The sequence below is a fragment of the Acidaminococcus fermentans DSM 20731 genome (assembly GCF_000025305.1).
GTDB lineage: Bacteria > Bacillota > Negativicutes > Acidaminococcales > Acidaminococcaceae > Acidaminococcus > Acidaminococcus fermentans.
This window is the reverse complement of record NC_013740.1, coordinates 926,758-943,728: the sequence shown is the minus strand read 5'-3', so window position 1 is coordinate 943,728 and position 16,971 is coordinate 926,758. Positions and strand designations below refer to the sequence as shown.

The 16,971-nt window shown below is 57.1% G+C and carries 13 protein-coding genes; 4 read left to right on the top strand and 9 right to left on the bottom strand.

Features of this window, described 5'->3' with window-relative positions:
* Positions 1 to 5: 5 nt before the first annotated feature.
* From ACFER_RS04260 to ACFER_RS04250, 3 genes are all read right to left on the bottom strand, one after another.
* Positions 6 to 263, bottom strand: coding sequence for an HPr family phosphocarrier protein (locus ACFER_RS04260; protein WP_012938187.1), 258 nt, complete (start codon positions 261 to 263; stop codon positions 6 to 8).
* 116 nt (positions 264 to 379) lie between these two features.
* Positions 380 to 757, bottom strand: a complete 378-nt coding sequence (locus ACFER_RS04255; RefSeq protein ID WP_012938186.1) for an ArsR/SmtB family transcription factor — start codon at positions 755 to 757, stop codon at positions 380 to 382.
* A gap of 239 nt (positions 758 to 996) precedes the next feature.
* Positions 997 to 2,463: a C69 family dipeptidase gene (locus tag ACFER_RS04250; RefSeq protein ID WP_012938185.1), complete on the bottom strand. Its 1,467-nt coding sequence runs from the start codon at positions 2,461 to 2,463 to the stop codon at positions 997 to 999.
* Positions 2,464 to 2,765: 302 nt separating this feature from the next.
* Here ACFER_RS04250 and ACFER_RS04245 point away from each other — a divergent pair, with 302 nt between their 5' ends.
* Positions 2,766 to 3,776: an NADH:flavin oxidoreductase gene (locus ACFER_RS04245; RefSeq protein WP_012938184.1), complete on the top strand. Its 1,011-nt coding sequence runs from the start codon at positions 2,766 to 2,768 to the stop codon at positions 3,774 to 3,776.
* Positions 3,777 to 3,826: 50 nt separating this feature from the next.
* Here the strand turns inward: ACFER_RS04245 and ACFER_RS04240 are convergent, their stop codons facing one another.
* The 4 genes from ACFER_RS04240 to thiW all read right to left on the bottom strand — a co-directional run bounded on the left by ACFER_RS04240 (position 3,827) and on the right by thiW (position 8,142).
* A complete protein-coding gene (locus tag ACFER_RS04240) occupies positions 3,827 to 4,921 on the bottom strand; it encodes an amidohydrolase family protein (RefSeq protein ID WP_012938183.1) in 1,095 nt (364 codons plus the stop codon).
* Between the two features lie 79 nt (positions 4,922 to 5,000).
* Positions 5,001 to 6,593, bottom strand: a complete 1,593-nt coding sequence (locus tag ACFER_RS04235) for an AbgT family transporter (protein ID WP_012938182.1) — start codon at positions 6,591 to 6,593, stop codon at positions 5,001 to 5,003.
* Between the two features lie 186 nt (positions 6,594 to 6,779).
* The gene (gene thiM, locus ACFER_RS04230) at positions 6,780 to 7,625 is read right to left on the bottom strand and encodes a hydroxyethylthiazole kinase (protein ID WP_049763443.1); all 846 of its coding nucleotides are present in this window, start codon (positions 7,623 to 7,625) and stop codon (positions 6,780 to 6,782) included.
* Positions 7,555 to 8,142, bottom strand: a complete 588-nt coding sequence (gene thiW / locus ACFER_RS04225; RefSeq protein ID WP_012938180.1) for an energy coupling factor transporter S component ThiW — start codon at positions 8,140 to 8,142, stop codon at positions 7,555 to 7,557. Before thiW ends, thiM begins: the two co-directional genes overlap by 71 nt.
* Positions 8,143 to 8,499: 357 nt before the next feature.
* Here thiW and ACFER_RS10800 point away from each other — a divergent pair, with 357 nt between their 5' ends.
* Both ACFER_RS10800 and ACFER_RS04215 read left to right on the top strand, forming a co-directional pair.
* Positions 8,500 to 12,855, top strand: a complete 4,356-nt coding sequence (locus ACFER_RS10800) for an EAL domain-containing protein (RefSeq protein ID WP_012938179.1) — start codon at positions 8,500 to 8,502, stop codon at positions 12,853 to 12,855.
* A 218-nt stretch (positions 12,856 to 13,073) separates the two neighbouring features.
* Positions 13,074 to 13,496, top strand: a complete 423-nt coding sequence (locus ACFER_RS04215) for a GNAT family N-acetyltransferase (protein ID WP_012938178.1) — start codon at positions 13,074 to 13,076, stop codon at positions 13,494 to 13,496.
* Positions 13,497 to 13,548: 52 nt separating this feature from the next.
* Here the strand turns inward: ACFER_RS04215 and ACFER_RS04210 are convergent, their stop codons facing one another.
* Positions 13,549 to 14,475 carry a DUF1848 domain-containing protein gene (locus ACFER_RS04210; protein WP_012938177.1) on the bottom strand — a complete coding sequence of 309 codons (927 nt, stop codon included), beginning with the start codon at positions 14,473 to 14,475 and terminating at the stop codon, positions 13,549 to 13,551.
* Positions 14,476 to 14,622: 147 nt separating this feature from the next.
* On the opposite strand from ACFER_RS04210, the gene ACFER_RS04205 reads away from it, so the two are divergent.
* Positions 14,623 to 15,531: a sensor domain-containing diguanylate cyclase gene (locus ACFER_RS04205; RefSeq protein WP_012938176.1), complete on the top strand. Its 909-nt coding sequence runs from the start codon at positions 14,623 to 14,625 to the stop codon at positions 15,529 to 15,531.
* Positions 15,532 to 15,582: 51 nt separating this feature from the next.
* On the opposite strand, the gene ACFER_RS04200 is transcribed toward ACFER_RS04205, so the two are convergent.
* Positions 15,583 to 16,959 (bottom strand): MATE family efflux transporter, encoded by a 1,377-nt coding sequence (locus ACFER_RS04200; RefSeq protein WP_012938175.1) that lies wholly within the window; start codon positions 16,957 to 16,959, stop codon positions 15,583 to 15,585.
* Between the last annotated feature and the right edge of the window lie 12 nt (positions 16,960 to 16,971).

Below are 16,971 nucleotides of genomic sequence, written 5' to 3'. Positions count from 1 at the left end.
CCTCCTTACAGATTGGCTTTCAGAAATGCTTCCAGGGCGGCAGCCGCTTCTTTTTCATCCGGGCCTTCCACGGAAACCGTCAGTTCCATGCCAGCCTTGATGCCCATGCCCATCAGGGAGAAAATCCGTTTCAGGTCGCCGGTCTTGCCATTGCCGGCCACACTGCATTTGGACTGGAATTTGGCGGCTTCCTTCACCAGCATGCCGGCGGGACGGGCATGGATGCCCTGGGGATCCTGGATGGTATACGTAAATTGAATCATGAGAATGACCTCCTTGAATGTAGAGAAATTGTTGCTTATAGTCCATTATACCATAAAAAAACGCCCCTGTCCCATGGGGACAAGGGCATTGGAAGTGGTTAAGTGGTCTGCCCCCTTCACTGTCTTTCTCCCTCATGCTCCGGGCAGGTGATGTCGATGAGGAGTTCGATCATATGGTGGAGCAGCCGGACTTCTTCCGTATTGGTGGCTTTGTAGTACATTTCTTTTCCGGCCCGGCGGCTGGTGATCAGGCCGTTTTCCCGGAGGATCTTCAGGTGATGGGACAGGGCCGGGCTGCTCATGTGCATCAGGGCCGACAGGTTGATGACACATTCTTCCATATGGCACAGATACCAGAACAGCTTGATCCGGTTGGCATCCGCCAGGCTGCTGAAAAGCCCGGAAACCGCAGAAAAATTGGCATTCTCCGGCAGATCTTTCAGGATATAGTTGATGTTTTCTCCATGATTGTGGGGCAGTTGGTCTGCTGACATAAGGATCCCTCCAATAGACTTGTTAGGATTATTATAACACAACAAGCGGGCTCCCCGGCGTGGAGCCCCTGCGGTTCCGATTTGTACACTGTTTTTTTCTTTTTTATCATGTCGATTCAAGTGGAGCCCATACGGTTCCGGTTTGTACCTTCATGAAATTTGCCTGCAAATTGATCCTTCGGCCGTTGACAGCTGACAGCTGACCGTTGACCGGTCCTGCTTCGCTGCAGCAGGACCCCTCACGCATCCGACCGGGCAAATCCGTTCTTCATCCCATTGCTGGCGGCGTAGAGCACCTGCCCCAGCAGCTTCCGGGTTTCTTCCTGGGCCATGGCGGCCATTTTTTCGTTCCGTTCCTCCAGATACCGGTTCACCTTCTCCCCGGCACCGCCCCGGTCTCCTTCTTTCAGCAGGGCGTGGGCCCGGGCCCCCACCTTGTTCTGGTACCGTTCGATCAGGTTGGCGCAGGCTCCGAAATGGGCATCGGCCAGGGTGCCGATCAGCCGGTTGGCCCAGTAGAACTGGTTGGAATCCGGTTCTGCGTCCGTCACCGCCAGATACTCCGGGGTTTTCTCCACATTGGTATAGAAAGGTACGAAGGCGTTGAACACATTGCACCCTTCAGCGATCCATTCCACGGCCCGCCGGTCTTCCGGCAGATCCGGCCGCAGCTGGGTCAGCGCCAGGAAATTGGTCCGGTTGATGCCGATGGGCCGGTATTTTCCCCGGAGGCTGCCGTCCCCTTTGTGACCATAGGGATCATAGGGAGTCCCCTGGTAATGGCTGCTGAGGATGTACTTCACATCTTCCACCGTCACCTTCCGGTCCGGCTCCACGGACCAGGGCAGATCATCATCTTCCGGCTGGAACGGCGCCTCCGGTCCATCCCATTCCACACTGAAGGGAATCAGGCACCGGAGCATGTACCAGGCCCGGGGGGTATTGTAGGTGTGGTCCGCATCGTCATGGCTGCCAAAGGCAGACCGGCAGTCAAAGGCCGTATCTTCCGCCACCGGTCCTTCCCGGTCTTCCGCCAGGGTCAGGTCCAGATGGTTTTTCTCAATAAATTCCGCCAGATCCCGGGAACACAGGTTGTCCTTCCCTGGACCCAGGGCATCCGCCAGATCCAGGAAATCGATGCCCTGCTGGTTGGGCATCACCACCGCCTCGTCATCGGGCACCCGTTTGGCGATCCAGTGATGGCCGCCGATGCTTTCCAGCCACCAGATTTCATTGACATCCTGAAATCCGATGCCGTTCATCTCGTAGGTGCCGTACTGTTCCAGCAGGTTCCCCAGCCGCAGCACCCCTTCCCGGGCAGACCGGATATAGGGCAGCACCAGGGTCAGCAGATCTTCTTCCCCGATGCCCCCCGGCACCAGGGGATCCGCCCCCAGCACCCGGGGATTGGACGTAATGGTCTCCGTTTCCGTCATGGCCACGTTGGCGGCATTGATCCCCGCTTCGCCCCAGATTCCTTCCGTAGCCTGGGCATTGGGCATGGCCGTATACCGGAGAGGGTTGTCCGGCAGATCGATTTCCACCTTTGAAATCACACTTTTGTAATGCCGGGGCTGGTCTTCCGGCCGGACCACAATGAATTTCTTGGAAGTAAACTGTCCCGAAGGAGAATCTTCGTTCCGGGCCATCATGGTCGATCCGTCATAAGAAGCATTTTTTCCCACCAGTAATGTAGTGCAAGGCATTGTTTCGGCTCCTTTCCTGTACAAAAGAAGGGCTGCCGCCACCGCAGCAGCCCCTTTTTCATTTCCGTTTCATCCCGGTAATCATGGTCATGGCAAAGGCAAAGACCGTTGCCCAGTCCCAGAATTTATGCTGTTTCATGGTTCTCTACCCCCTTGCAGGTCCATCCCTGCCTGTTTACCTTTATTATAGCAAGCTAACTGGGGGAAAGCAATCTTACAGGATGTCCTGGCTCTTCTTGCTTTTCTCCCGGCTCCCCTGTATAATGAATTGTATCTAAAACAATTACAGGAGGAATTCCGTTATGCATCATCCCTTGCTCCACCAACCCATCCAGCTGGGTTCCCTGACGCTGAAAAACCGTCTGGTACTGCCTCCCATGGCTACGGAAAAATCCGATAAGGGCCAGGTGACCCAGGCTCTTGTGGATTACTATGGGGATATGGCCAAGAGCGGGCCGGCCCTGATCATCCAGGAACACTGTTTCGTCTCCCCGGAAGGCCGGGCCAGCGTCCACCAGATCGCTTTTGACGAAACGGCGGATCTGGCAGGGCTGAAGCAGCTTACATCTGCTGTCCATGAACACCGGGTCCCCATCCTGGCCCAGCTGAGCCACGCCGGCAGTGCTGCCCACCAGGCCATGACCGGGCTGGAACCCATAGGCCCCAGCGCCGTCCTGAATCCGGCCCGGACGGCTTCCGCCTACGGCCAGCCGGAACAGCCCCGTCCCATGACGGAAGAAGACATCCGCCGGGTGCGGGACGCTTTTGCCGCAGCGGCCCTCCAGGCCCGGGAGGCCGGCTACGACGGAGTGGAAATCCACGCTGCCCACGGCTATCTGCTGAATCAGTTCTACTCTCCGCTCACCAACCGCCGTACGGACGCCTATACCGGCAGCACCCTGGAAGGTCGCACCCGGTTCCTGGTGGAAGTAATCCAGGCCGTCCGTTCCTCCCTGCCCCGGGACTTTGTGGTGACCCTCCGGCTGGGCGGCGGAGACTATATGGAAGGAGGCTCCCGCCCGGAGGAACTGCCCCAGGCGGTGGAATATCTCCAGCAGGCCGGCCTGGACGGCATCAGCCTCTCCGGGGGCCTGTGCATCTTTTTCCGTCCCGGCCATCCGGAAGCCGGGTATTTTGCGGAACTGTCCCGGGCAGCCAAAGAAACGGCCCGGATCCCGGTGCTCCTTACGGGAGGCATTACCACCGGAGAACAGGCGGAACAGTTCCTGGCCACCGGCCAGGCCGACCTGATCGGTCTGGGCCGGGCTGCCCTGAAAGACCATCAGGTGTTCCGGAAGATATTGGGAGAATGACAGAAAGGGGTGTGAAAAAATGATTCTTCATTTTTTCACACCCCCCTTTTTTACACCCTCTTCCCCTCGATGAACACCGCCACCGGATCCTGGATCACCACGAAGGGTTTGTCCTTCCAGATCACCAGGTCGGCGTCTTTGCCGGGAGCCAGGTTCCCTACCCGGTCTTCCACCCCCATGACCCGGGCCGGGTTAATGGTCACCGCTTCCAGGGCCCGTTCATAGGGCATCCCTTTGGCAATGGCCAGACCGGCGCATACCGGCAGATATTCCAGAGGGATCACCGGCGCATCCGTGATCAGGCACACATCCCGGCCTTCCGCCAGCTTCACCACGTTTTCGAAGCTTTTGCCATGGAGCTCCACCTTGCCCCTGTGCCCCAGGGTGGGCCCCAGCAGCAGGGGGATTTCCGGCCGTTTCTGGAGGAAATCCAGCACCTCGGCCCCGCAGGTTACATGGTCCAGGGTGAATTTCAGATGGAATTCATCACAGATCCGTACCGCCGTCACAATATCGATGGCTTCATGGCAGTGGATCTTCAGGGCTTTTTCGCCCCGGATCACCGGCACCATGGGTTCCAGTTTCATGTCGAATTTGTGGTTGGGGTCTTCCGCATAGGCTTTGGCCTGGAACAGGAAGTTCCGCAGGGTGGCAGCGATCCCCATCCGGGTGGTCTCATACCCTTTCTTGGGGTTTTCCCCCAGGGCACATTTCATGGCGAAATAGGGGTCCAGGACCATGTCGTCGACGATGTGGCCCAGGGTTTTGATGCAGGCGTACTGCCCCCCGATCACGTTCAGGGACCCCGGACCGCTGGCGCAGGTGGTAATCCCGGCTTTCCGGGCTTCCTCAAAATTCACGTTCTGGGGATTGATGGCATCGATGGCCCGCATTTCCGGGGACAGGATGCTCTTTTTTTCATTGTGGTCGGCATAGAATTCCCCCTGGGAATCCGCTTTCAGTCCCAGATGGGTGTGAGCATCCACCAGCCCGGGCGTCACATACATTTCCTGGACATCCAGTTCCACTTCTTCTTCCGCTTCGATATGGGGAGCGATCCGGGCGATTTTCCCCTCCCGGATCAGGATGTCATAGATGCCCCGTTCCGTACCGGGGTTCAGCAGATTGGCATTGCGGATCAGCATGATATTGCCTCCTTTGGTTCGTTGATCGTTGGTCGTTCATCGTTGATCGTTGCCCCAGCGGGGCCGCTTCTCTCTTCACTCAGATGTACATGGTCACCCCAGGTCCGATGGGCAGGCCCAGCACCATCCAGATGATGAACATGACGGTCATGGTGGACAGGAGCACCATGGAATAGGGAATGGTCAGGGAGAAAATGGTTCCCATCCCGATTTCCGGCTGCTCCGTTTCTCCCGGCCGGAGCGGGATCAGTCCCTCGGCCTGGTATTCTTCCAGGAGACCGATGATCACCGGCAGAGCTGAATGGAGAGGAGAACAGATGTTGGTGCAGGAGTCCCCAATCCGGTAGGCCAGCTGGGCATAGGCCGGATGCACATGGAGCACGGCAAACATGGGTACCACCATGGGGGCGATCAGCAGCCATTTGGAAGAACCGCTGGTCATAAACGGGTTCACCAGGGTGGTGACGATAATCACCAGGAGGCACAGAGGCAGCACCCCCACATGGGCACCCTTCAGTACTTCCGCCCCGGCAATGGCTACAATTTTGAAAATGTTGGATTTGTTCACCATATCGATGAATACACAGGCCATAAAGGTGGTGGTCATAAGCGGAATGGCGGTTTTCAGACCGGCATTGAGGATATTGGCCAGGTCACGGCCCTTCTTCACCTGTCCGGTGGCCCAGGCATAGGGCAGCCCGGTGCTGACGAACAAAAAGGCGATGATCATGGTAATCCCCTGGAACAGAGGAGATTTGGGCAGGAAGCCTCCTGCCTGGTTCCGCAGGATGGCCGTCTGGGGCACCGTCAGAAGGGCCATCACCACCAGGAAAAACAGAAAACCGTACCCGCTCCACCGCAGGCCTTTTTCCTGTTCCGGGGTGGGCTGGTACTGCTCCAGCAGGGACCGGTCCACCACCCCTTCTCCGTCCCCTACCATTTTACACACAACCTTCTCTGTAAACAAGGTCAGGGTAATGGCCAGGAATACCGTGGCCGAAGCCATGAAGAAATAGTTGATGGCCGGATTGATGGGGATGGACAGCCCCATCTGCTCCACGATGTTTTCCGTAATCCCTGCCAGGAGAGCATCCGTGCCTGCCAGGAACAGGTTGGCCGTAAAGCCTCCGCTGCAGCCGGCGTACCCCAGGATCACCCCGATGAGAGGATTCCGTCCCATGGCATGGAAAATGACCCCGCCGATGGCCAGGGAAAAATAGGTCCCGGCATCACTCATCAGATTGGCGTTGACGGCCATGAAAGCCACCGCAAACGTAATCAGGGATTTGGGAGCCTTCAGCAGGTATTTTTTCATCAGGGTCTCAAAAAAGCCGGTTTTGTCGATGAAGGCCGTAGTGGCCATCATAATCAGGGTCAGTTTCAGCGGCGTATATCCCACATAGATATCCGGATATTTGGTGATCAGATACCGGAGATTGTCCGCAGACAGGAGATTGACCACCTTGACGGTCACTTCCTTCCCGGCTGCGCCAGCTGTTTTGGAAGCGCTGAAGTAGGTGATACTGGTTCCCAGCTGACTGAACACAAAGGACAGGATCAGGACAGCCACCAGGAGGATACCGAACAGGATAAAGGGATGGGGAAGTTTGTTGCCGCCTTTTTCAATGATGTGGATGAAACGGTTCATGAGAGACTTCTTTTCTTTTGCCATGGGATCACCTCGAAAATAGTATCGTTGGCCCCATTATAACGGATGGGGAGTTTTTCGTCTAGTCTGAATTTTGCGTATTTACGGTAATTTCAGATATTTTATGATAAAAGAAATTATTTGTGAATGACCCATGAGAAAAGATGGAGCTATGTCTATTGTAAAGGGACAAAAAAAGAAGGCTGCTGCTCATGCAACAGCCCCCACCATCTTCACTTTCTCCGCCACCTTTTCTCCTGTAAGGTTGGACAGGGCATCCAGCAGGCGGATGTGGAAGGTCCCCAGGCCGGGACAGTCTTTAGCTGCCTCTTCCCCGGCAATCCCCAGCACCGCCGTGCCCAGGGCCGCTGCCGCCAGGGACGGACCGCAGGCATGCCAGGTGCCGGCCAGGGCCCCCACCATGCAGCCGGTACCGGTCAGCCGCCCCAGAAGGGGTGTCCCGTTGGCAATGCCCAGGGTGGTCTCCCCATCCGTCACCAGGTCCACCGGTCCGGTGACCAAAAGGACTGCCCCATGCTGCCGGGCATACTGGCCGAATGCCCGGGCATCCCCGGCAAAGTTTTCCGCCGTCACCGCGTCCTCTGCCCCGGCATCCACTCCGTGGGCATGGGCGGTGAGACCGCAGAGGGTCCGGATTTCCGAACTGTTGCCCTTGATGATCTGGGGCCGGTTATGTTCGATGAACTGCTGGGCGTACACCAGCCGCAGGGTGCTGCAGGCCACCCCCACCGCATCCAGCAGCAGGGGGATGCCCCGTTCATGGGCCTTTTCCCCGGCAATCTTCATGGCTTCCAACCGTTCTTCATTGATGTTCCCCAGATTCACCACCAGGGAATCCGCCGCCTCCACGATTTCCTCCACTTCCTGGGGATGGGAGGCCATGGTGGGACTCCCACCCACGGCCAATATGGCGTTGGCGCTGTCATTCATGGTGATGGCATGGGTCATGCAGTGGATCAGTGGTTCATTTTCCCGCACCCTGGACATGATGTCCATAAAGGTTCCGGGCAGCTTGCTGATGACTTCCCCGGTCATAGATATTCACTCCCAATTTTCTCTGGAATTCCAACAGGGTCCCGTTCCGGGACAGGATGGTGAGCAGCCCGAAGGCAATGGAACCGCCGATGAGGGTGCCGGCAATGAAGCTGGGCACATAGAACATCCAGGAAAGCCCGGTGCGGCCCATCAGGATTTCCATTACAGGGTAGGACACCATGGCCCCGATGATCCCGGTGCCGATCACTTCACCCAGGCAGGCGGCAATGATCTTGCCCCCGCTGACCCGGTAGAAGATCCCGGACAGCGCAGCTCCGAACACAGCCCCGGTCAGCGCCAGCGGCGGGATCCCCATGACGGTCATCCGGATGATGCCGATCAGGGTGGCGCACAGAAGGGAATACCAGGGCCCCAGCATCACCGAACAGGTAATGTTGATCAGATGGGCCATGGGGCACATGCCTTCCACCCGGAGAATGGGGGAAATCACCACACCCAGGCCGATCATCATGGACAAAAACACCAGACGCAGGACTTTTTGCTGTTTGCTTTCCATAAAAAAACTCCACTCCTTTATGGACCGGTGCAGCCGATCCTTCAGGCGTGGAATCGATTCCATTTCCCGTATCCATTCCACAGTCCCCAAAAGACGGCCGAAGCCAGTCATGGCGGTCGGTACTTTGGTACCCTCTCAACCCGGCACACGGGCTCCCTCGCTGCAAAATGAATACCGATCCAGGGCGCTCCCCCTCGATCGGTACAAGTATAGCAGATTGGACGGGATTGTTCAAGGGAAACGGCAAAATCCCCCATTTCCTCCCCAGTCAAAACAGGTGTATAATATTAGATATGACCTTACACGTCCGGGCTCTGAAACTGTCCCGGATCCGTAAGGATGGGGAGGATTTGTTTTATGACCGAAACCACACACACTGTCCGGAATGAAAGTGAACCGCTGCATCTGGCTCTGCCTTCCATGCGGGCCTTCTATCAGTCTGCCAGGGAACAGCTGGAACAGGAATGGGCCGCGGGACAGGAGCTGAAGTCCTGTCCGGTTTTCTTCAACATCACCAACTTCCGGCTTTACAATGCCTCCTGCGGCATTGAAGAGGGAGACCATTGTCTCCAGCAGATTGCGGAAATCCTCCGGAAAAATTTTCCCGGCAGACTCCTGACCCATCTGGGTGCCGATCATTTTGCCGTGCTGGCCGCCACCTCCGATGTGACGGAACGGATCGAGTCCTCCTGTCACGACCTGCGGTCACTGATCACCAATCCCAACATCGAACTGAAGGCAGGGATCCGCTATCTGAACAAGCCTCTTTCCAACGAGGCCCTGACCCTGGCTTTCGACAACGATGCCGCCCTGGCCTGCAAATCCATCTCAAAGGATGCCACCCGGCACTATGCGGTCTATACAAAGGAAATGGGACGCATCCATCAGCTCCAGAACTATGTGCGGGAAAACCTGGACAAGGCCCTGGCCAGCCATCACATCAAGGTGTACTGCCAGCCCATCGTCCGTTCTCTGAACGGCAAGGTCTGCAGCTGCGAAGCCCTGGCCCGCTGGGATTCCCCGGAATACGGTCTCCTTTCCCCCGCCCTGTTCATCCCCACCCTGGAAGAAGCCCGGCTGATCGACCGTCTGGACCGGTATGTGGTGGAACAGATGGCCCGGCGGCTCCACAGCCAGCTGAAGCAGGGCCAGCCGGTCCTGCCCATTTCCATCAATTTCTCCCGTCTGGATTTCCAGCTGATGGATCCGGTCCGGCTGCTGGAAGATACCCTGACCCGATACCAGCTGTCCCGGAATCTCCTTTACCCGGAAGTGACGGAGAACGCCCTGGTCCTGCAGGATGATTCCATCCGCCAGGGTCTGTGCCGGTTCCGGAAAGCCGGTTTCAAAGTCTGGCTGGACGATTTTGGCAGCGGCTATTCTTCTCTGAACGTGCTGAAGGATTACCACTTCCATACCCTGAAACTGGACATGGCCTTTCTCCATCCTTTCACCAAAGAAAGCCGTACCATCCTTACGGCCATTGTTCGGATGGCCAAAGAACTGGGAGTCCACACCCTGGCAGAAGGGGTGGAGACCAGGGAACAGGCGCAGTTTCTCCGGGATATCGGCTGTGAAAAACTCCAGGGCTATTATTTCGGCAGGCCCCTGCCGGCTGCAGAATGCCGGCCCTACTGCCGTGACCGGAACCTGTCCTTCGAAACCCTCCCAGAAGCCGTCCTCCTGGATAAAGCCGGCCTCATCGATGTGAGCCAGTCTTCTCCGGTGGCCATTGTGTATGACGATTCCCAGACGCTTCAGTTCCTCCAGGCCAATGCCGGCTACCTGCAGGCCCTCCAGAGCATGGGAACGAGAAATGTTTCGGACAGCAACCAGTTCCTCAGTTCTCTGGATTTTCCCATGCACCAGAAGTTCCGCCGCTTCGCTGACAGAGCCCGGAAAAGCGGACAGCAGGAAACCATGACCTATGTGGACAACGGACAGTACATGCGGGTGAATCTCCGGACCGTAGCCCAGGTGGGACACCACTGCATCCACCGGGCGGAACTGTACAACATCAGTCTGGATGAAGAAGCCCGGGACAGACAGTCCCGGCATTTTGACACCCTGCTCCGGAACATCATCCTCACCTACGAAGGGGTATGGTATCTGGATCTGGAACACAAGGTGCTGGAAATCATCGTGCCGCTGACCGCCGATCAGCAGACAGGAACCGTCAACGGGGATATTGATGGCACATTCCGGCATTTCACCGACTACTTTGTCCATCCCAGGGACCGGCAGCGGTTCCTGGCCTTTGTGGACCGGAACCGGTTTCACCAGCGGGCAGCCGCCTCCCAATGTTCCGTTGTGCGGGAGCCCTTCCGCATTCTCCGCTCCAACGGCAATTTCGAATGGCTGATCATCACCGGCCTGGCACTGCCCAAATCCCCCAAAGGAGATATCCTGTTCTACATCACCAAACTTCCCGTCGCCCACAACAAGGCCATGCGCCCCATCCTGCTGGAAATGCTCCAAAGCAACGGCATCACGACGAAATCTTTTGATACTGACCGGAACGACCCCTCCTCCACCCTGTGGCAGACCTTTCTCCGGTACAGCCGGGAAAAAGTCGTCTGGAAGGACCATTCCCACCGGATCATGGGTGCCAGTCGCGCCTTCAGTCAATGGGTGGGAATCCCCCAAAAGGACCTGTTGGGCAAAACGGTCGAGGACCTGGGGATCTGCGTGAACCGTCAGGAAACCTATGAAGCGGATGAAGAAGTGTTGCGCATCGGTCATTGTCTCACCAACCGGGTTTTCCATTTTGTGATCAGCCACATGCCCCATCGGGTCCAGGTGGACAGATTCCCCCTGTATCAAAATGACCGGATCACCGGTATTGCCCTGTGTTTCCATGATCTGGACGAAGAAGAAAACCGGCCGCTGGAGGATATGCATGCAGCGGTAACCGATGAAGAGACCGGTTTGCTCAACTACCGGGGCATGGTCATGGCCGGGCTGCGCTATGCAGACACCTTCCGGCTGTATGGGGACGATTACACCGCCACCCTCATCGATGTACCGGAATTTGATGCCATCGGACTGACCTACGGCCAGGAATTCCGCCGTCACCTGCTTCAAAAAGTCACTGGCATCCTGACGCAGTACCTGCCCTCCACCATCACCATTTCCCATATCGGCAGCTGCTGCTTCCTGCTGTTCCAGAAATCCACCCAGATAGCCCAGCTCCGGGAAGCCCATGTCCAGATGGCCAATGCCATCCACGAAATCCAGCAGGTGGACGGCTTCCCCTGCACCCTGTACATGCACTATGCCATTGTCCGGGGTTCGGAAGCCCGGAGCCTGGACAGTCTTCTCCAGCTGCTGATCAAGCGCATGCGCGAATCGGAAGAAGGCCAGTACGGACAGGCTTTGTATACCGGTGACCGGTTCATTTTCGACCGGGAAGCTTTTGACAGCACCGACCTGAGTGTGGTGGTCTCTGATCCGGACACCCATGACCTGCTGTACTGCAATCCGGCCATGCGGAAACGCAGCGGCATTCCTTTGGATGCCCCTCTGAACGGGTTGAAATGCTATGAACAGATGGCCGGCCTTTCCGCTCCCTGTCCCGACTGCTGTGAGCCCCGGCTCCGCTGCGGCCGTTTTATATCCCGGGTTTTCCACAATCCGGTGGCCGGAGCTGATTTCCTGCTGCGGGATACCCTGATTCCCTGGCATGGGAAAAACTGCCATTTTTCCATCTGTCTGAATCTGGATGATTACCTGGTGAAAGACACCCAGTTCAGCCATATGCTGTCCGTTGAAACGTCAGTGAACGATGCCATCCGCCTGGGCATGTATGAAACGGACCCGGTCCACGGCATCCGGCAGATGATGAGCCGCATCGGCCGGCAGCTGGGAGCGGACCGGATCCTGCTGGCGGAAGAAACCGGCGATACGGTGACTCTGACCTACGTTTGGGAAGCAGACGGTATAATTCCCCTGGGAAGAGATTTCCAGCCCATCCCCCGGAGAGAACTCCGTCCTGTGTTCGACCAGTTCTCAAAAAACAGCACATTCTCCATTCCGGACATGACCGCATACTGGAAGGCCAATCCCGATCTGTCTCCCCACGTCCCGGGGCTCAAAAGGGTGGCCCTGGCCCGGCTGATGCTGGACGGCCAGCCCTATGGCTTTATTGATGCCATCAACCCCGCCGAAGACAAATTCCACCTGGCGGAGGAACTGCTGTCCTCCCTGACCCGGTTCTTCGCCATCCTGCTGCGGAACCGGGACCTGATGCAGCGGCTGGACCGGCTGAGCAAATCCGACCAGCTGACCGGTCTTTTGAACCGCCGGGGCTTCAAGGACTGCCTGGCCGCCCTGCCGGAGAACAGACAATACGCCTTTGTCTTCGGAGATCTGAACGGTCTGAAGAAAGCCAACGATACTGAGGGCCACGAAGCCGGGGATCAGCTGATCGTTGCAGCAGCGGATGTATTCCGCCATGTGGGACAGACGGATTTTATCTTCCGGATGGGCGGGGACGAATTCCTCATGATCCAGGAAATCCGTCATCCGGAGGATGCCAACGCCCTGGTGAACAAGCTGGAAGCCCATTTCCAGACGGCCGGGATCAGCATTGCCCTGGGCTGCACCACCGCCGCATCTCCCATTGACGATATCGACACCGTGCTCACCCGGGCCGATGCCTTGATGTACCGGCAGAAAAGCCGCCAGCGGCACCGGAAATTCCCCAAGGAATAAAACAGCGTCCGCCCGCAATATCCGCCCAAATCCGTAGGGGCGGCAGGCCCGGCCGCCCGCAATATCTGCCAAATCCGTAGGGGCGGCAGGCCCGGCCGCCCGCAATATCCGCCAAATCCGTAGGGGCGGCAGGCCCGGCCGCCCGCAATATCTGCCAAATCCGTAGGGGCGGCAGGCCCGGCCGCCCGCAATATCCGCCAAATAAAAGGAGACACATCATGAACTTCAAAACCTACACCCACCTCCCTCCGGAGGCCCGTGCCCTGCGGGAAGAGGTATTCTGCAAAGAACAGGGATTCCAGGAAGAATTCGACGCCCAGGACCTCCATTGCCGCCATGGTCTTTTATGGAATGATCAGGGAGATGCCGTGGGCGTCTGTCGTTTTTTCCCTGGATCGGAACCGGGGGTATGGATCCTGGGACGGATTGCCGTATCCAGGTCCGTCCGTGGCCAGGGGGCCGGCAGCCTTCTGGTAAAAGGCACCGAGGCAGCCGTAAAGGAACTGGGAGGAACGGAAATCCGTCTCCACGCCCAGGTCCGGGCCCAGCATTTTTACAAAACCCTGGGCTATGAAGCCTACGGGCCCGTGGAACCGGAAGAAGGCGTCCCCCATCAGTGGATGAAGAAACAAGTGGGATAAAAGCAAAAAGGGGTGTTGCGTGTGTAACAACATACACATGCAACACCCCTTTTCAAAACAAACTCCTCTCCCACTCCTTCCAGCTTTCCTGGCGGGCTTCATGGACCTGGTCCCCGGGCTGGCTGTGGCCGATCAGGAAGGGAGATGCCGGGTCGTGCTGTTTCCGGTTCCGGATTACCGCTTCCCTGCTGGTATTGGCGTAACAATACCGGCAGAAATGGCCGCAGGTATCATAGGCTCCGATGTCGCAGGTAATGTGACAGCTGCATTCTTTCCGGGCTCCCCGCAGTTTGGGCGCCCGGAGTTTTTCTCCCAGGGCATTTTCCAGGATTTCCAGGGTCATGCATCCCCGGCAGTCCGCCCCGAAAGGCTCCAGTTCCCTGCCCTCTCCGCAGGGCCGTACGGTCATCCCGGCTTCCCGGGCTGTCCGGATCATATACTGGCCCAGGGCAATCCGTTCTTCCCGAACCACCGGCACCGCTTCCGGAAAATTCCGCATCACCTTGGGATACAGGTCGATGAAACTGATGACGCAAATCCGGGTATATCCTGCCAGAGCCCGGACCATATATGCGAAGGCTTTTTCATGGAATTCCAGGGTATACCGGTCCGATAAAAATATGGGATCATACCGCCAGCCGATCCTCCGGACCCCCACCATCCGTGACAGCTTCCGGAAACTTTCCAGCACCTGGTCCACCGGAGGCACTCCCGGTTCGACGTCCCTGCCATAAGGCGTAATGGTCACGAACCAGTATTGGCCATAAGGCTCCAGTAACTCCATATAATCCAGCATGGGCGCCGGATTTTTGGTACAGAATCCGATCAGGTCCACCACCTCCGGAGAAAGCCGGTAGCGGGTGACCTGTTCCGGCCGGTAAGGATTCCGGACCAGAACAAACCCCTCCCGGAGCCGGTTCAGGAACCAGGGGGTGTAAAAAGCCGGGATATCCGTCCTCATGCCTGTGTTGATGATCATAAAAAACCTCCTTAAAAACAGCTTCCATGGTAAACCTTCCCTTTGCATCCCTTGCAATTCTCCACCCAAAGGCATACTATATAAGTGATTGTATCTTTATAGAAGCGGCCGCACACCCACAAAAAGGGAAAGGAGTGGATTGGTACATTGATCGAAGCAGCGGATTTTTGCAGACTGGCGGAACTGGCCCCTTTTGGCATTTACCTGGTCAGACCGGACCGGACCATCATATACTGGAACAAAGAAGCCGAACATATAACAGGTTATACGAAGAAAGAAATGACAGGCTGTCACTGCCCGGAAACCACCCTGAACCACATGGATGAACAGGGTACCCCCCTGTGCGACACCTACTGCCCCATCCTGACCTGCATGGACCAGAAAAAAGCCCTTTCCCGGAAACTGCTTTTCACCCAAAAAGACGGAACCATAGGGGTCCTGAAAGTCCATTTCATCCCCCTGCCGGATAAGAACGGGCGGATCAAACTGGTGGCGGAAATTTTTGAAAAGGTCAGCCAGTTGGAAAAAGAAACTCCCATTGTGGAAAACCTCTGTTCCCTGGCCTACCACGATCCCCTCACCGGCCTGCCCAACCGGATGTTCCTGGAAGCCCTGCTGAAAATGCGTTTTTCGGAATTTTCCCGGCTGCACCGGCTCTTTGCGGTGTTTTTTTCAGACATCGACCATTTCCACGATTTCAATGAGCAGTACGGGCACCAGGCCGGGGACCATATGCTGAAAGCCTTCGCCCGGACCATCACCGGTTCCATGCGGGAATCAGACACTGTAGGCCGCTGGGGCGGCGAGGAATTCATCGGCATCTGCCCCATTGGCAAAAAAGAGGACATTGTTCCCCTGGCCGCCCGTTTCCACCAGCTGGTATCTCAGATTTCCGTTGACCATGAAGGGACTCCCCTCCACATCACCATGTCCCTGGGCATTACCACCGTACAGGAAGGCGATACTCCGGAATCCATCATCGACCGGGCGGACCGGTTCATGTTCGCCGCCAAGAAAAAAGGAAGGAATACCACGGTCCACGACAATCTGGACTGAATAAAAGGTGCTGTGAAAAAATGATTCTTCATTTTTTCACAGCACCTTTTTTTATTTCCCCGCCAGTGCCGACTTCAGGATGTATTTCCGGCACTGATAGTATACCGCCGCCAGCACCACCGTGGTGGCCAGCCAGCTGACCGGATAGGCCATGATCAGGGTCAGATAGTCCCGGTGGTTGACGAACACCGTATAGATCCACACCAGCCGCACGCCGCAGATACCGATCAGCGCCACAATGGCCGGCGGAAGAGAATACCCGTATCCCCGCAGGGCCCCGGACATAATGTCCACCACTCCGTTGAGATACAGCATATCCCCCACGCACCACAGCCGCAGCATCCCCAGCTGGATGACTTCCGGGTCATGGTTGAAAAAGCCGATGATATGCTCCCCAAAGAACAGAATGGGCAGCGTAATGCACAGCAGGAACAGTCCCTCCACCCAGAAAGCCGCTTTGGTGGAGGCCAGGCACCGGCTGAGTTTCCGTGCCCCGTAATTCTGCCCCACAAAGGTGGTGGTGGCCTGGCTGAACCCGTTGACGAAACAGTAGATATTGAATTCGATGATCACCGAAGCCGCTGCTGCAGCCATGGCAGCAGTCCCCAGGCTGTTGATGGAAGACTGGATCACCACATTGCTCAGGGCAAAGACCATGCCCTGGATCCCTGCCGGCAGGCCGATATGGAGGATTTTTCCCATTTCATGGCCGTTCAGCCGCATATGGTGCCGCTGGAGCCGGATGGGCTGAGGGGTCCGGCACAGCAGGACAAACAGGATGCCGGAATTGACGGCAAAGGACAGCACCGTGGCACTGACCACCCCGGTCAGCCCCCAGCCCAGCACCGTAACGGACAAGAGATCCAGGGTGATGTTCAGGATATTGGCCGCCACCAGGCTGTAGAGCGGTGTCTTCCCGTCCCCGCAGCTGCGGAAAATGGCCGCTTCGAAATTGTACAGGGTCAAAAAGGGCATCCCCAAAAGGAAGATCCGCAGATAGGTGGCCGCCAGGTCATGGACTTCCGGAGGCACCGCCAGCAGTTTCAGGGCCGGAGAAGCGATCAGTTCTCCCACCGCCGCCAGCAGCACCCCCAGCCCCAGGGCCATCACAATGGCAGTCTGGACCGTTTCTTCCACTTTGTCCTGCTTCCCGGCTCCCAGATACTGGGCAATCACCACATTGGCCCCCAGGGAGATCCCGATCAGCAGAGTCACCAGGAGCCCAATCACCGGCATGTTGTTTCCCACCGCCGCCATGGCATCCTTCCCTACAAAATGGCCCAGCAGGAACACATCCGCACTGTTGAACAGCTGCTCAAACAGCCCCATGAGCCCGATGGGCATGGCAAAATAAAACAGTTTGTCCGCAATGGAGCCATGGAGCATGTCCAGACCCCGGCTTTTGGGCTGCAGTTTTGTTTCCGTCATAACATCCTTCCT

Bases quoted from the DNA above. Each gene is read 5' to 3' on its own strand.
- ACFER_RS04260 (WP_012938187.1), bottom strand. From the start codon at position 263: ATGATTCAATTTACGTATACCATCCAGGATCCCCAGGGCATCCATGCC.
- ACFER_RS04255 (WP_012938186.1), bottom strand. From the start codon at position 757: ATGTCAGCAGACCAACTGCCCCACAATCATGGAGAAAACATCAACTAT.
- ACFER_RS04250 (WP_012938185.1), bottom strand. From the start codon at position 2,463: ATGCCTTGCACTACATTACTGGTGGGAAAAAATGCTTCTTATGACGGA.
- ACFER_RS04245 (WP_012938184.1), top strand. From the start codon at position 2,766: ATGCATCATCCCTTGCTCCACCAACCCATCCAGCTGGGTTCCCTGACG.
- ACFER_RS04240 (WP_012938183.1), bottom strand. From the start codon at position 4,921: ATGCTGATCCGCAATGCCAATCTGCTGAACCCCGGTACGGAACGGGGC.
- ACFER_RS04235 (WP_012938182.1), bottom strand. From the start codon at position 6,593: ATGGCAAAAGAAAAGAAGTCTCTCATGAACCGTTTCATCCACATCATT.
- thiM (WP_049763443.1), bottom strand. From the start codon at position 7,625: ATGACCGGGGAAGTCATCAGCAAGCTGCCCGGAACCTTTATGGACATC.
- thiW (WP_012938180.1), bottom strand. From the start codon at position 8,142: ATGGAAAGCAAACAGCAAAAAGTCCTGCGTCTGGTGTTTTTGTCCATG.
- ACFER_RS10800 (WP_012938179.1), top strand. From the start codon at position 8,500: ATGACCGAAACCACACACACTGTCCGGAATGAAAGTGAACCGCTGCAT.
- ACFER_RS04215 (WP_012938178.1), top strand. From the start codon at position 13,074: ATGAACTTCAAAACCTACACCCACCTCCCTCCGGAGGCCCGTGCCCTG.
- ACFER_RS04210 (WP_012938177.1), bottom strand. From the start codon at position 14,475: ATGATCATCAACACAGGCATGAGGACGGATATCCCGGCTTTTTACACC.
- ACFER_RS04200 (WP_012938175.1), bottom strand. From the start codon at position 16,959: ATGACGGAAACAAAACTGCAGCCCAAAAGCCGGGGTCTGGACATGCTC.